The organism is Olleya sp. ITB9, from assembly GCF_001315805.1.
Classification (GTDB): Bacteria; Bacteroidota; Bacteroidia; order Flavobacteriales; family Flavobacteriaceae; genus Olleya; species Olleya sediminilitoris.
Window position 1 is genome coordinate 127,995 of record NZ_BCBW01000010.1, and the last position, 14,126, is coordinate 142,120.

Sequence of the window (14,126 nt, forward strand, 5' to 3'; positions counted from 1 at the left end):
AATGTCAACAGAAACAGTATTATATATCATTTTAGCAGGAGTAGTAGCACTTTTACTAGCTCTGTTTCAATATAAATATAAAGCAAAAGGCGCATCAACATCTAATGCGCTTTTTGCTTTTTTGCGTTTTATTACTTTGTTTTCAGTATTGTTATTACTGATTAACCCAAAGTTTGAGCAAGTTAAATATGATATTGTAAAACCAAATTTGGTAGTTGCTGTAGATAATTCATCGTCTATAAAGCACTTAAAACAAGATGTAAAAGCTCAAGAGTTTGTAAATTCTATATCAAATAACGCAGAATTAAATAATAAGTTTAATATTGAATTGTTTTCATTCGGAAACACATTAAATTCTAATGATAGCTTATCATTTAATCAAAATCAAACTAACTTAGATAAGGTTTTTAAGCAGTTATCTCAAGTATATAAAAATAGTACAGCACCAACAATTGTTGTGTCCGACGGAAACCAAACCATTGGTAGTGATTATCAATTTTCAGCTAAAAAATACAATCAACCTATTTATCCTATTATTTTAGGAGATACCGTTGTGTATTCAGACTTGCAAATTAGTAAGCTTAACGTTAATAAATATGCATATTTAAAAAATAAATTTCCTGTAGAAGCTATAGTAATCTACAATGGAGATCAAGCTATTTCAAGTAAATTTGTGGTTACTAAAGGAAATACTACTGTATTTTCTAAAGTCATTACCTTAGATAAATCAAAAAATAGTGAGGTTTTAAACTTTAATTTATCAGCTAATAGTGTTGGAGTACAGGATTACAAAGCACAAGTAATTCCGTTATCAACTGAAAAAAATAAAACCAATAATTATAAAAATTTTGCAGTAGAAGTCATTGATCAAAAGTCTAAAGTTGCAATTGTAAGTACTGTTTTACATCCTGATTTAGGTGCTTTAAAGAAGAGTGTTGAAAGTAATGAACAGCGTGAGGTTGTATTTTTAAATCCTAATAAAATTTTAAATCAATTAAATGATTTTCAATTAGTTATACTGTATCAGCCAAACAATTCATTTAAGTCTTTGTTTGCCGAATTAGAAAAACAAAATAAAAATAAATGGGTAATATCAGGACCTAAAACAGATTGGTTATTTTTAAATGAAATTCAAACAGATTATAATTTAGAAGCAACGACTCAAACCGAAGATTACCAACCTAATTTAAACACTAATTATTCAGCTTTTATAATTGAAGATTTAGATTTTAATAATTTTCCGCCTCTAAAATCTACTTTTGGTGAAGCAGATTTTAATTTACCGTCTGAAACAATTTTGTATAAAACCGTTTCAGGTATTCAAACGAAACAGCCATTATTAACAACTTTAGAAATTAATGGTAGGAGAGAAGCTATATTATTTGGAGAAGATCTTTGGAAGTGGAGAGCGCAAAGTTATTTAAACGAAGATAGTTTTCTGAAATTTGATAATTTTATTGGTAAACTAGTACAGTATTTAGCATCTAACAAGCGAAAAAACAGATTGAATATTGATTATAATTCGTTTTATAATGGAAGCGATAATATTATAATTAGTGCTCAGTTTTTTAATAAAAATTACGAGTTTGATGACAATACATCACTATCTATCGTTGTAAAAAATAACCAATCTTTAGAAACAACAACAAGACCTTTAATTTTAAAAGAGAATAATTACCAAGTTAATTTAAATGGTTTAGCTTCTGGAAGCTATAGTTTTACAGTTAAATCTTCTTCAGAAAATATTTCAGTCTCTGGTAATTTTAAGATAATAGAATATAACGTCGAGCAACAATTTTTAAATGCAGATGTAACAAAACTACAACAAGTTGCTACTAATAGTAACGGAAACGCTTTTTTTATAAATAATTACAAAGCATTAGCTAATGACTTATTAAACGACAAGCGTTACCAACCCATTCAAAAAAGTAATAAAAGTGTCGTACCTTTGATAGATTGGTATTATTTACTCTTTATTATCGTGCTTAGCTTAGCATTAGAGTGGTTTATCAGAAAATACAAAGGATTAATTTAAATTAAAAAATTACAATGGATAAATTACCAAAAGTGGCTTTCCCTGTTTTATTTGCGGTTATAGTCGGAATTATTATTATCACCAAATCTGTTAAAACTATTGACTCTGGTCATGCAGGAGTTTTATATCAATTAGGAGGAGGTGTTGACCCTAATAGCGAGCCTTTAGGAGAAGGTATTAATTTTGTTGCACCTTGGAATAGTGTTATTGATTATGAGGTTAGACAGCAAGAGTTACCAGAAAAAATGTCGGTATTGTCTTCTAACGGACTAGATATCAAATTGGATGCGTCTGTATTATATCAGCCAGATTACAAAAACTTAAGTAAATTACATAAAGAAAAAGGTAGAGAGTACGTTAGTCGTGTATTACAGCCAGCTATACGTAGTGCAGCTAGAAGTGTTGTAGGTCGTTATACACCAGAGCAATTATATTCTAGTAAGCGTGATGCTATTCAAGATGAAATTTTTGAAGAAACTAAAAAAATAGTCGAATCTCAGTACATTCAATTAAACAATATTTTAATTAGAGATGTAACATTACCACCAACAATTAAAGATGCTATTGAGCGTAAATTAAAACAAGAACAAGAATCTTTAGAATATGAGTTTAGGTTAGTTACAGCAGCTAAAGAGGCAGAAAAAGTAATAATTGAAGCACAAGGTAAAGCAGATGCAAATAAAATTTTAAGTGCATCTTTAACAGATAAAATATTACAAGATAAAGGTATTGAAGCTACTGTAAAGCTTTCAGAATCAAACAACAGTAAAGTTATAGTTATTGGTTCTGGAGATTCTGGTATGCCAATTATTTTAGGTAACCAATAAGGCTTAACATTAATTTAATGTACTTAAATTTGGATTTGTAATATTATTTTTACAATCTTTGTTAAGACAAAAAAAAGAAACATGAATTTTATTCAATCACATCATCATCATTTCCATACTAGCACTCAAGCCAGATAGAAATGTATTGAATAAATCCAAAATATTTTTAAAACCGTTTGAGTAAATCAAGCGGTTTTTTTGTTTTTAAAAACGTCGTTTTAAGATTTACTCAAATTTTCAAAAAAAAATAAAAAATAAAAAAGAAACTAAAATGAGTAAATTAAAAATTGCAGTTCAAAAGTCAGGAAGATTAAACGAGGATTCAATGAAAATCCTTAAAGCTGTTGGTATTTCAATAGACAATGGTAAAGACCAACTAAAAGCTTCAGCTAAAAACTTTCCACTAGAAATTTTTTACCTACGTAATGGAGATATTCCTCAATATCTTAAAGATGGAGTGGTAGATGTTGCTATTATTGGAGAAAATGTTTTAATAGAAAAAGGAAACGATATTAAAATTGCCGAAAAATTAGGTTTTTCTTCATGCAAAGTTTCTGTTGCTGTACCAAAAGGTGCATCTTACAATTCGATTAAAGATTTAGAAGGAAAGCGTATAGCAACCTCTTATCCAAACACAGTAAATCAATTTTTAGATAAAAACGGAATTAAAGCAAACTTGCACATAATTAATGGTTCTGTTGAAATTGCACCAAATATTGGCTTAGCAGATGCAATTGTAGATATTGTGTCAAGCGGAAGCACATTATTTAAAAACGGTTTAAAGGAAGCAGAAGTTATTTTAAAATCGGAAGCAGTATTGGCTGTATCTCCTAAAATTTCTCAAGACAACCAAGCCATTTTAAATAAATTACAATTTAGATTACAGTCTGTTTTAAAAGCTAGACAATCACGTTATGTATTGCTAAACGCACCAAATAATAAGGTAGACGATATTATAAGCATTCTTCCAGGTATGAAAAGTCCAACGGTTTTACCTCTTGCTAAAGAGGGTTGGAGTTCAATCCACTCTGTAATTAACAAAAATGATTTCTGGGAAATTATTGACGAGTTAAAAGAAAATGGTGCAGAAGGTATCCTTGTTTGTCCAATCGAAAATATGGTGATATAAATGAAAACTATTAGCAATCCAAACCCATCGACATGGTCAGACATTTTAAAACGACCAACGCAAACCGTTAATGATATTGAAACTACGGTAACTCAAATTTTTGATGATGTACAACGTAATGGTGACCAAGCAGTAGCGAAATACACACAATTATTTGATGGAGCAGAATTAGCATCAAACACTGTAACTACTGAAGAAGTAAAAGTAGCAAGTGCTAAAATTTCTACCGAATTAAAGCAAGCCATACAGCAAGCAAAAACAAACATAGAAAACTTTCATAAAGCACAAAAAACAGAAAAAGTTAGTGTGCAAACTGCAAAAGGTGTTAACTGCTGGCAAGAGAAAAGAGCTATTCAAAAAGTTGGGATTTACATTCCTGCTGGTACTGCACCTTTATTTTCAACAGTTTTAATGTTAGCTGTTCCTGCACAAATCGCAGGATGTAAGGAGATTGTTTTATGTTCTCCTCCAAATAAAGAAGGAAAAATAGCTAACGAAATTTTATACACAGCACAATTATGTGGAGTTACAAAAATTATTAAAGTTGGTGGCATTCAAGCCATTGCTGGACTAACTTTTGGAACAGCATCTATTCCTCAAGTTTATAAGATTTTTGGTCCAGGAAATCAGTTTGTTACTGTCGCTAAACAATTAGCAACCAAATATGGTGTGGCAATCGATATGCCAGCAGGTCCAAGTGAGTTATTAGTCGTTGCAGATGATACTGCAAAGGCTAGTTATGTAGCTTCAGATTTGTTGTCTCAAGCAGAACATGGCGCAGATAGTCAAGTCATTTTAGTGTCTACCTCTCAAAATTTAATTAACGCTGTAGCGGAAGAAATAGAGGTTCAAATTAAAGCACTTCCTAGACAGGATATTGCTAAACAAGCGATTGAAAATTCTAAATCTATTTTAGTTGAAACGGATGCAATAGCTCTAGATTTAATTAATCAATATGGACCAGAACACTTTATTGTATGTACAAAAGACGATGACTTTTATGTTAACGGAATTGAAAACGCAGGCTCAGTATTTATAGGTAATTACACACCAGAAAGTGCAGGAGATTATGCCTCAGGAACCAATCATACTTTACCAACAAACGGATTTAGTAAAGCGTATTCAGGAGTTAATTTAGACAGTTTTACAAAAGCTATTACGTTTCAGAAAATTACTAAAGAAGGTATTCAAAATATAGGTAAAACTATAGAGTTAATGGCTGAAGCCGAAGGATTACAAGCACACAAAAACGCAGTTTCAATTAGATTAAAAGATTTAAAATAATGAGACACTGAAACAAGTTCAGTGTGACGCAAGATTTAAAGTTAATAATTAGAAATAAGAGGTAAATTTTAAATACTATCATAACGCCATACTGAACTCATTTCAGTGTCACGAAAGATTTGTAGCAAGGAATTAAATTAAGAGGTAAAGTTTAAATACTATCGTTACGTCATACTGAACTCGTTTCAGTATCACACAAAATGAATATAATAGAGAACTGTAATTTATTCAGTAATTATAAAAATGAATACAACATTCAACATAAACAACCTAGTTAGAGCAAATATTAAAGCTTTAAAACCGTATTCATCTGCAAGAGATGAGTTTAAAGGTACAGCAGATGTGTTTTTAGATGCCAACGAAAATCCGTTTGGAGAATTAAACCGTTATCCTGATCCTCAACAATCAGAAATTAAACAAAAGTTATCAGCTATTAAATCGGTAGAATCTAACCAGATTTTTATTGGTAACGGAAGCGATGAAGTTATAGATTTAGCTTTTCGTATTTTTTGTGAACCTGGAAAAGACAAAGTCTTAACCTTTACACCAACTTACGGAATGTACGATGTGTCTGCAAACATCAATAATATAGAGGTGATTAAGCAACCATTGATTAATGATTTTCAAATAAACTTAAATCAATTACAACCGTATTTAGATTTTGAAGAGGTTAAAATTATCTTTATTTGCTCACCAAATAATCCAACAGGAAATACAATTAACACTGATGACATTGAATATATCTTAGAGAATTTTAATGGTATTGTGATTGTAGATGAAGCTTATATCGACTTTAGCTCTCAAGCATCATTCATTAAAAACATAAATAAATACAACAATCTAATTGTAAGTCAAACCTTTAGTAAAGCTTGGGGATTAGCAGGTGTTAGAGTAGGAGTTGCCTATGCTAGCGAAGCAATTATTACGCTTTATAATCGTGTAAAGCCTCCTTATAATGTAAGCACTTTAAATCAGGAAGCAGTTTTAAATAGCTTAAATAATCAAGCTGAAGTTACTAAAAATATTGACAATATTCTTTTAGAAAGAACGAAGTTAAAAGACGCTTTAAGTCAATTACCTATCGTAAAAAAAATATATCCTACAGAAGCTAACTTTTTATTAGTTGAAGTTGATGATGCAGATAATACCTATCAATATTTAATAGATAAAAAAGTAATTATTAGAAATAGAAATACTCAGGTCGAAAATTGTATTCGAATTACTATTGGAACTGCTGTTGAAAACCAAAAATTAATTGAAGCTTTAAAAAATATATAACGTCATTCTGAACTTGTTTCAGAATCTCACAAGAACATATAATCATGAAAAAAGTACTATTCATAGACAGAGACGGAACCTTAGTTTTAGAACCACCTGTAGATTATCAATTAGATAGTTTAGAGAAATTAGAGTTCTATCCAAAAGTGTTTCAATACATGGCTAAAATAGCTTCAGAGTTAGATTTTGAGCTAGTTATGGTAACAAATCAAGATGGTTTAGGGACAGATTCTTTTCCAGAAGACACCTTTTGGCCAGCGCAAAACAAAGTGATTTCAGCATTCGAAAAAGAAGGTGTTGTGTTTTCTGAAGTTTGTATAGACAAAACATTTCCGCATGAAAATGCCGAAACACGCAAGCCAAGAACAGGTTTACTAACAAAGTATTTTGATAAAGCTGAATACGATTTAGAAAACAGTTTTGTTTTAGGCGATAGAATTACAGATATGGAATTGGCTAAAAACCTTGGAGCAAAAGGTATCTTTTTATCTGAAGATCCAGAATTAGGTGCAGATGAAATTGAAACTTCTAAACAAGAAATTTTAGATTCTATTGCATTAACAAGCACAGATTGGAAAACTATTTACGAGTTTTTAAAACTAAATGATCGTGTTGAAGAAATCACGCGTAATACCAACGAAACTAAGATTTATATTAAGCTAAATTTAGATGGTTCTGGTAAAAATGATATTGATACAGGTTTGTCATTTTTTGACCACATGTTAGACCAAATTGGTCGTCATGGCGCAATGGATTTAACCATAAAAGTTGATGGCGACTTAGAAGTTGATGAGCACCACACGATTGAAGATACCATGATTGCTTTAGGGGAATTATTCAACAAAGCTTTAGGTAATAAATTAGGGATTGAGCGTTACGGATTTTGTTTGCCAATGGACGATTGTTTAGCGCAAGTAGCTGTTGACTTTGGAGGTAGAAACTGGTTAGAATGGGAAGCTGATTTTAAACGCGAAAAAATAGGCGATATGCCAACCGAAATGTTTTTCCACTTATTTAAATCGTTTACAGATGGTGCAAAATGCAACTTGAACATTAAAGCAGAAGGCACTAACGAACACCACAAAATAGAAGGTATTTTTAAAGCCTTTGCAAAAGCAATGAAAATGGCTGTAAAGCGTGATGCTAACAAAATGTTTTTACCATCAACTAAAGGAATGTTGTAATGAAATTAGTAATAATAAATTACGGAGCAGGTAATATAAAAAGTATTCAATTTGCCTTTAAACGCTTAGGTTACGATGCTATTTTATCAAATAATCCTGATAAGATTAAAGCAGCAGACAAAGTAATTTTTCCTGGTGTTGGTGAGGCAAGTTTTGCAATGCAAATGCTAAAAGAAAGCGGTTTAGATACTTTAATTCCAACTTTAAAACAACCAGTTTTAGGAATTTGTTTAGGCATGCAATTGATGTGTAAATCTTCAGAAGAAGGTAATACCAAAGGTTTAGGTATTTTTAATGTAGATGTAAAGCGTTTCAATAATACCGTTAAAGTACCACAAATGGGATGGAATACGATAACCGATCTAAAATCTAAGCTGTTTAAAGGTATTAAAGACGAGGCATTCATGTACTCTGTACATAGTTTTTATGCAGAAGCTTGTAAAGAAAGCATTGCCACAACTACATATAGTGTAGATTTTGCTTCAGCTTTACAAAAAGATAATTTTTATGGTGTACAATTTCATCCAGAAAAATCATCAGTAGTGGGAGAACAAATTTTAAAGAATTTTATAGAATTATAACATGAGAATAATACCAGCAATAGATATCATAGACGGTAAATGTGTACGCTTAACAAAAGGTGATTACAATACCACTAAAATTTACAATGAAAATCCACTAGAAGTTGCAAAACAGTTTGAAGGCGCAGGAATAGAGTATTTGCATATGGTCGATTTAGATGGTGCAAAAGCCGATCATGTTGTAAACTACAGAGTTTTAGAGCAAGTTGCATCTAAAACAAACTTAAAAATTGATTTTGGAGGTGGTTTAAAATCTGATAATGATATTATCACAGCATTTAATTCTGGAGCAAAACAAATAACAGGAGGTAGTATTGCTGTTAAAAACAGAGATACGTTTGAGCGTTGGATAAGTAAATATGGTTCTCAAAAAATCATTTTAGGAGCAGATTGTAAAAACGAAAAAATAGCCATTAGTGGTTGGTTAGAAGAAAGTAGTTTAGATGTCATTCCGTTTATAAAAGAGTATCAAAAACAAGGCATTCAATATGTAGTTTGTACAGATATTTCAAAAGACGGAATGCTAGAAGGTCCATCAATTGAGTTGTACAAAAATATTATTGAAGAGTGTACAAACGGTAGTTCTGGTCAGTCTATTAAACTTATAGCTTCTGGTGGAGTAACAACTATTGAAGATCTAGAAAAGCTTTCAGAAATTAATTGTGAAGGTATAATTATTGGTAAAGCGATTTATGAAAACAGAATCTCTTTAAAAGAATTAGAACGATTTTTATAATTTAAAAATAAAGTGTCATTGCCAATAAAATGAATCAATCTCTTAATTAAGTTACGGATTGCTTCTTTATATCCATTAACAAATAAAATTATGCTTACAAAACGAATTATACCATGTCTAGACATTAAAAACGGGAGAACCGTTAAAGGTGTCAATTTTGTAAACCTACGTGATGCTGGAGATCCAGTAGAATTAGCGAAGCAATATGCTGTAAAAGGAGCAGATGAGCTTGTGTTTTTAGATATTTCGGCAACTTTAGAAGGTAGAAAAACCATGATTGATATGGTTTTAAAGGTGGCAGAACACGTTAATATACCGTTTACAGTTGGAGGAGGTATTTCGTCTGTTGAAGATGTAGATGTGCTTTTAAAATCTGGAGCAGATAAAGTGTCTGTTAATTCTTCAGCAGTAAAACGACCAGAATTAGTTAACGAATTAGCAAACAAATTTGGGAGCCAATGTGTTGTTGTAGCTATAGATGCCAAACAAATTGATGGCGAATGGATAGTGCATTTGGCAGGAGGAAGTATCCCAACTCAGTTAAATTTATTCGATTGGGCAAAAGAGGTTGAAAGTAGAGGAGCAGGAGAGATTTTGTTTACATCTATGAATAACGATGGTACCAAAGCAGGTTTTGCAAACGAAGCTTTAGCCAAGTTGTCTGAAACTTTAAATATTCCTATAATAGCTTCAGGTGGAGCAGGAACGGTTCAGCATTTTGTGGATACCTTTAAAATGGGTAAATCAGATGCTGCATTGGCTGCAAGTGTTTTTCATTTTGGTGAAATTGCAATAAAAGATTTAAAAGAAGAATTAAGAGATAATAATATAGCAGTACGACTATAAATTGTCTTGTTGAATTCGTTTCAGCATTTCATAAAAATTAATGTCTTCTCGAGCGCAGTCGAGAGGTTATTTGAAATATAGAGGTCTCGACTGCGCTCGACCAGACAAAACAAAAAAAATGAACATAGATTTTAATAAAAATAACGACGGATTAGTACCAGCAGTAATCCAAGACGCAACAACAAAAAATGTATTGATGTTGGGTTACATGAACGAAGAAGCGTTTAATAAAACAAAAGATACTAAATTAGTTACCTTTTTTAGCAGAACAAAAAACCGTTTATGGACTAAAGGAGAAGAGAGTGGTAACGTTTTAAATCTGGTTGATATTAAATTAGATTGTGATAATGATACGTTATTAATTCAAGTAAATCCAAAAGGGCCAACATGTCATACAGGAAGCGATACCTGCTGGAACGACGCAAATACTGAAAATTTTGGATTCATTTCTAAATTAGAAAACACAATTGAAAGTCGTGTAAAAAGTGGAGATTCTTCTACATCCTATGTAGCTTCATTATTTGCAAAGGGTATTAATAAGGTGGCTCAAAAAGTAGGAGAGGAAGCTGTAGAAGTGGTTATTGAAGCAAAAGATGATAACGACGATTTGTTTTTAAACGAAAGCGCAGATTTATTGTTCCATTACTTAATGTTATTACAAGCTAAAGGTTTTAAAATCAAAGATGTAGTTGGTGTTTTAAAAGGACGTGAAAAAAAATAAAGTCTTTTTTCGGGTTTTGTACGTATAATAATTAAACTGAAAAATGATCAACCAAATCAATTTTAGAAACTACTTCCTAGCTTTAAGTTTGGCTTTATCTTTAACATCTTGTTTTGATGATATAGATGATGACCAAACAGCTACGGTTGTAACACCTTTAAGTCCAACAGATCCTGACAATCCAAATCCGTTTAATGGAGTCATGACACCAATAGACGTTATGCCTTACGATCAAATTTCTAATGAGCGTTATTGTATTGACCTTCAAGCTTGGGACATACCAAACAATAGGACAGAACCAGTTAAAACAACAGATAATATTCAAGCAGCTATTGATTGGGCTATTTCACAAGGTTATGGTGAAGTTTGTTTGCCTGCAGGACATTATTTAATTGGTAAATATGGTAATGATATTTATCAAGCAGGAATAGTTTTGGATAGCAATATGGCGTTGTTATTAGATCAAAATGCCATAATTGAAATGGCACCAAATAATAAATGGAATTACTGTGCAATAGCTGTTCGTGGTAAATCTCATGTTGTAATTTCTGGAGGAACTATTCTTGGAGATAGAGATAATCATGAATATACTCCAAGAACTAGTGATGGTGCTGTAGCTCATGATGAAGGTCATTTAATTTGTATTGAAGATGAAAGTGAATATGTTACCGTTGAAAATGTAACTTTAGGTAAAGCTAATGGTGACGGAATATTATTGGTTGGTAGTCCAAGTGATGCAGATCAACAATTACTAAAAAATATTGATATTAGAAGAAACAACTTCTCAGATAATAGACGTCAAGGTATTTCACTTGTTGGAAGTGCTGAAGTTTTGATAGAAAACAATGAAATTCATCATACAAATGGAATTGCTCCTCAATTTGGAATTGATTTAGAAGGTGCTGGACGATTAAATGAAAATATTACAATTAGAAATAATTATTTTCACAATAATAGAGGTGGAGACATTGTAAATACTGATGGGAAAAATGTTTTACTTGAAGATAATATTTTATTACAAGGAGAAGATAGCCAGTATATTGATGGACCAATAGTCTATTGGAAAAATGCAGATTGGACTATTAGAAATAATAGTATAACCATGCGTACAGTATCTGTTAATAACTGGAATGGTATTATAATGTATTCCAACGATAGTCCTAAAACTAATCCTGCAACCACTTACATATACGATAATACATTAAATAACTGTGGTATGTATATGTATAGAGGTGCTGATTTAGAAATAACAAATAACTTTATGGATAATGGTCACCTGGCATTTAAAGAGATGACTAATCTTACGTTGACAAATAATATAGTTGAACATCCAAGTCAATGTTGGGCTTATCGTTTTTTAGAAGTTAGCGGTAGTGCTTCTGGTAATACTTATAATCAAGAACCATTTGATATACCTTTAGAAGAAAACACTCCATGGGATGGATGTTGGATTAATTAAAAAGTTTAATTAATTTATGAATAAAAAAAAACATCAGCTAAATGCTGATGTTTTTTTGTGAGTTATAATTTTAAGACAGCCATCCTTTTTTTGTAGCATAATCTGATAACCAAACTAAGGCTATACCAACTAAAATTATCATTGGTGTCATAGCGTTAGTCATTTTTATTACAAAAGCCAAATAACACATTTGTATTATTGCTGCTACTAATGATATTAATAATACATTAAATGCCCATTTCTTTTTTAATACAAGAGCTAAACTTCCAATAGTTCCAGCAAAAACAGCTATAGCAAATGCACCAAGGTACCAAGAAGGTAAATTAGCATACATGTCTTGTTCTGCTTTAGGTAATTGTGCAATCATCTCATCTGTCATTAAAGTTTGTCCTAGGTAAGCCATAACACCTAGTGCATTCCATATTAAAGCAATAATGCTAATAACTAAAAACCACATTGGTGGTTTTTGAGTGGTTACGTTAGTCATAATTTAAGTTTTTAGTTAGTTAAAGTGTTTCAAGGTATAAAATTTTTGCGATATGTGGCGTAAAGCAGTATTTTCGGCATTCAAAATTAGATATGCAGAAAAAGTTTTTTTACGTGATAAGCGTACAGTATTTAGGATACAGGTTCCATGGTTGGCAAAAACAACCAAACTTAAAGACGTTGCATTTAATGATTGATAGGACATTAAACTTCATTTTAGAAAAAAAGAAATTTAAAACGTTAACTTCTGGTCGTACAGATGCTATGGTTAGTGCAGAAAGTGCAGCTTTTGAACTTTTTTTAGAAGAACCTATTGAGGATGCTGAAGCATTTTTAGCACTGTTTAATACCAACTTACCACAAGATATCAGAGCCTTGCAAATACGTGAGGTAGATAGTAAGTTTAATATTATACAACACTCTAAAGTAAAAGAATATCTTTATATGTTTGCTTTTGGAGATAAGTTTCATCCATTTTGTGCTCCAATTTTAACAACTATACTAGATCCTTTAGATATAGACTTAATGAAAGAAGGAGCTAAACTGTTTGAAGGTGAGCATTATTTAAAAAAATATTGTTACAAACCAACAGATAATGGTATTTATAATCGTACCATCTTAAAATGCGAAATTGTAGATAATACCATTTATACTGCTAGCTTTTTTCCTGAGAAAAGCTACATATTACGTGTAAAAGGAAAAGGTTTTATGCGAAACCAAATACGATTAATGATGGGAGCTTTAATACATTTAGGACAAGGTAAACGTACTTTACAAGATATTGAAGCTAGCTTAAAACCAGATTTTACAGGAGATGTGTATTACGTTGCACCAGCTTCTGGACTGATTTTAAACAGTATTCAATTTGAGTAAAAGTTCAAAAACTAGTCATTTTTCTTCATTTTAACACTAATTTATTAAGAAAACACCCTGTTTTATACCTATTTGTTGTAATTCTATAACATTCTAAAAAAATCATATAACATGTAAACTGTATTCGTGTTGCATCTTTGTACCAGAGATAATTAACAACCTAAAAAAACAGAACACATGAATTATTTGAATATGCAAGATGAAAAACTATTACCTGTAGTTATAGAGTTAAATACCTTATTAGCAGATTACAATATATATTATCAAAAACTAAGAAGCTTTCACTGGAACGTGTTAGGTAAAAACTTTTTTGACCTACACGAAAAGTTTGAAAACATGTACAATGAAGCTAAAGTAAAAGTTGATGAAATAGCAGAACGTATTTTAACCTTAAGACATCATCCAGTTAGTAAATTTAGCGACTATTTAAAATTATCATCTTTATCTGAAGCATCAAGTATGATTACGGATCAAGAAATGATAGATGAGTTGTTAAATGACCACAAAACAATGTTATCTCAAATGACACAAGTTTTAAGTAAGTCTGAAGATGCTGGAGACGAAGGTACAATTGACTTAATAGGAGCTTATATCAGAGAATTAGAAAAATCTAGTTGGATGTTAAATGCTTGGTCAAAAACCACCTCTGATCAACTTAAAAAAGTGGTAACAAATAGCTAATACTTT

General features: G+C 31.2%; 15 protein-coding genes. 14 read left to right on the forward strand and 1 reads right to left on the reverse strand.

Annotation, left to right across the window (positions count from 1 at the left end):
- Position 1 precedes the first annotated feature (1 nt).
- From ITB9_RS02205 to ITB9_RS02255, 11 genes are all read left to right on the forward strand, one after another.
- Positions 2–2,035, forward strand: a complete 2,034-nt coding sequence (locus ITB9_RS02205; RefSeq protein WP_054850948.1) for a hypothetical protein — start codon at positions 2–4, stop codon at positions 2,033–2,035.
- Positions 2,036–2,049: 14 nt separating this feature from the next.
- A complete protein-coding gene (locus ITB9_RS02210) occupies positions 2,050–2,862 on the forward strand; it encodes a prohibitin family protein (RefSeq protein ID WP_028289794.1) in 813 nt (270 codons plus the stop codon).
- A 271-nt stretch (positions 2,863–3,133) separates the two neighbouring features.
- Positions 3,134–3,991 (forward strand): ATP phosphoribosyltransferase, encoded by an 858-nt coding sequence (gene hisG / locus ITB9_RS02215; protein ID WP_054850949.1) that lies wholly within the window; start codon positions 3,134–3,136, stop codon positions 3,989–3,991.
- Complete coding sequence (hisD, locus tag ITB9_RS02220) at positions 3,992–5,275, forward strand: histidinol dehydrogenase (protein WP_054850950.1); 1,284 nt, start codon at positions 3,992–3,994, stop codon at positions 5,273–5,275.
- 243 nt (positions 5,276–5,518) lie between these two features.
- A complete protein-coding gene (hisC, locus tag ITB9_RS02225) occupies positions 5,519–6,553 on the forward strand; it encodes a histidinol-phosphate transaminase (RefSeq protein ID WP_054850951.1) in 1,035 nt (344 codons plus the stop codon).
- Between the two features lie 44 nt (positions 6,554–6,597).
- Positions 6,598–7,737 (forward strand): bifunctional histidinol-phosphatase/imidazoleglycerol-phosphate dehydratase HisB, encoded by a 1,140-nt coding sequence (gene hisB / locus ITB9_RS02230; RefSeq protein WP_054850952.1) that lies wholly within the window; start codon positions 6,598–6,600, stop codon positions 7,735–7,737.
- Positions 7,737–8,318 (forward strand): imidazole glycerol phosphate synthase subunit HisH, encoded by a 582-nt coding sequence (gene hisH / locus ITB9_RS02235; protein ID WP_054850953.1) that lies wholly within the window; start codon positions 7,737–7,739, stop codon positions 8,316–8,318. Before hisB ends, hisH begins: the two co-directional genes overlap by 1 nt.
- Position 8,319: 1 nt before the next feature.
- The gene (gene hisA / locus ITB9_RS02240; RefSeq protein ID WP_054850954.1) at positions 8,320–9,054 is read left to right on the forward strand and encodes a 1-(5-phosphoribosyl)-5-[(5-phosphoribosylamino)methylideneamino]imidazole-4-carboxamide isomerase; all 735 of its coding nucleotides are present in this window, start codon (positions 8,320–8,322) and stop codon (positions 9,052–9,054) included.
- Between the two features lie 90 nt (positions 9,055–9,144).
- Positions 9,145–9,900, forward strand: coding sequence for an imidazole glycerol phosphate synthase subunit HisF (gene hisF, locus ITB9_RS02245; RefSeq protein WP_054850955.1), 756 nt, complete (start codon positions 9,145–9,147; stop codon positions 9,898–9,900).
- 118 nt (positions 9,901–10,018) lie between these two features.
- A complete protein-coding gene (gene hisIE, locus ITB9_RS02250) occupies positions 10,019–10,621 on the forward strand; it encodes a bifunctional phosphoribosyl-AMP cyclohydrolase/phosphoribosyl-ATP diphosphatase HisIE (RefSeq protein ID WP_054850956.1) in 603 nt (200 codons plus the stop codon).
- Positions 10,622–10,664: 43 nt separating this feature from the next.
- Entirely contained in the window at positions 10,665–12,080 is a 1,416-nt protein-coding gene (locus ITB9_RS02255) for a right-handed parallel beta-helix repeat-containing protein (RefSeq protein WP_082396004.1), read from the forward strand.
- A gap of 70 nt (positions 12,081–12,150) precedes the next feature.
- Here ITB9_RS02255 and ITB9_RS02260 read toward each other — a convergent pair whose 3' ends face one another.
- Positions 12,151–12,567 carry a hypothetical protein gene (locus ITB9_RS02260; RefSeq protein ID WP_028607429.1) on the reverse strand — a complete coding sequence of 139 codons (417 nt, stop codon included), beginning with the start codon at positions 12,565–12,567 and terminating at the stop codon, positions 12,151–12,153.
- A gap of 52 nt (positions 12,568–12,619) precedes the next feature.
- Here ITB9_RS02260 and ITB9_RS15770 point away from each other — a divergent pair, with 52 nt between their 5' ends.
- The 3 genes from ITB9_RS15770 to ITB9_RS02270 all read left to right on the forward strand — a co-directional run bounded on the left by ITB9_RS15770 (position 12,620) and on the right by ITB9_RS02270 (position 14,120).
- Entirely contained in the window at positions 12,620–12,763 is a 144-nt protein-coding gene (locus tag ITB9_RS15770; protein ID WP_261975537.1) for a hypothetical protein, read from the forward strand.
- Positions 12,756–13,439, forward strand: coding sequence for a tRNA pseudouridine(38-40) synthase TruA (locus ITB9_RS02265; protein ID WP_261975538.1), 684 nt, complete (start codon positions 12,756–12,758; stop codon positions 13,437–13,439). The genes ITB9_RS15770 and ITB9_RS02265 overlap by 8 nt, the downstream gene beginning before the upstream one ends.
- A gap of 177 nt (positions 13,440–13,616) precedes the next feature.
- Positions 13,617–14,120: a Dps family protein gene (locus tag ITB9_RS02270; RefSeq protein ID WP_028289782.1), complete on the forward strand. Its 504-nt coding sequence runs from the start codon at positions 13,617–13,619 to the stop codon at positions 14,118–14,120.
- Positions 14,121–14,126 lie beyond the last annotated feature (6 nt).

What these genes read in the sequence shown, in the direction of transcription:
- hisD (WP_054850950.1), top strand. Translation starts at nt 3,992, where the DNA reads ATGAAAACTATTAGCAATCCAAACCCATCGACATGGTCAGACATTTTA.
- ITB9_RS02265 (WP_261975538.1), top strand. Translation starts at nt 12,756, where the DNA reads ATGATTGATAGGACATTAAACTTCATTTTAGAAAAAAAGAAATTTAAA.
- ITB9_RS02255 (WP_082396004.1), top strand. Translation starts at nt 10,665, where the DNA reads ATGATCAACCAAATCAATTTTAGAAACTACTTCCTAGCTTTAAGTTTG.
- ITB9_RS02205 (WP_054850948.1), top strand. Translation starts at nt 2, where the DNA reads ATGTCAACAGAAACAGTATTATATATCATTTTAGCAGGAGTAGTAGCA.
- hisH (WP_054850953.1), top strand. Translation starts at nt 7,737, where the DNA reads ATGAAATTAGTAATAATAAATTACGGAGCAGGTAATATAAAAAGTATT.
- ITB9_RS02210 (WP_028289794.1), top strand. Translation starts at nt 2,050, where the DNA reads ATGGATAAATTACCAAAAGTGGCTTTCCCTGTTTTATTTGCGGTTATA.
- hisIE (WP_054850956.1), top strand. Translation starts at nt 10,019, where the DNA reads ATGAACATAGATTTTAATAAAAATAACGACGGATTAGTACCAGCAGTA.
- hisA (WP_054850954.1), top strand. Translation starts at nt 8,320, where the DNA reads ATGAGAATAATACCAGCAATAGATATCATAGACGGTAAATGTGTACGC.
- hisG (WP_054850949.1), top strand. Translation starts at nt 3,134, where the DNA reads ATGAGTAAATTAAAAATTGCAGTTCAAAAGTCAGGAAGATTAAACGAG.
- hisB (WP_054850952.1), top strand. Translation starts at nt 6,598, where the DNA reads ATGAAAAAAGTACTATTCATAGACAGAGACGGAACCTTAGTTTTAGAA.
- ITB9_RS02260 (WP_028607429.1), bottom strand. Translation starts at nt 12,567, where the DNA reads ATGACTAACGTAACCACTCAAAAACCACCAATGTGGTTTTTAGTTATT.
- ITB9_RS15770 (WP_261975537.1), top strand. Translation starts at nt 12,620, where the DNA reads ATGTGGCGTAAAGCAGTATTTTCGGCATTCAAAATTAGATATGCAGAA.
- hisC (WP_054850951.1), top strand. Translation starts at nt 5,519, where the DNA reads ATGAATACAACATTCAACATAAACAACCTAGTTAGAGCAAATATTAAA.
- hisF (WP_054850955.1), top strand. Translation starts at nt 9,145, where the DNA reads ATGCTTACAAAACGAATTATACCATGTCTAGACATTAAAAACGGGAGA.
- ITB9_RS02270 (WP_028289782.1), top strand. Translation starts at nt 13,617, where the DNA reads ATGAATTATTTGAATATGCAAGATGAAAAACTATTACCTGTAGTTATA.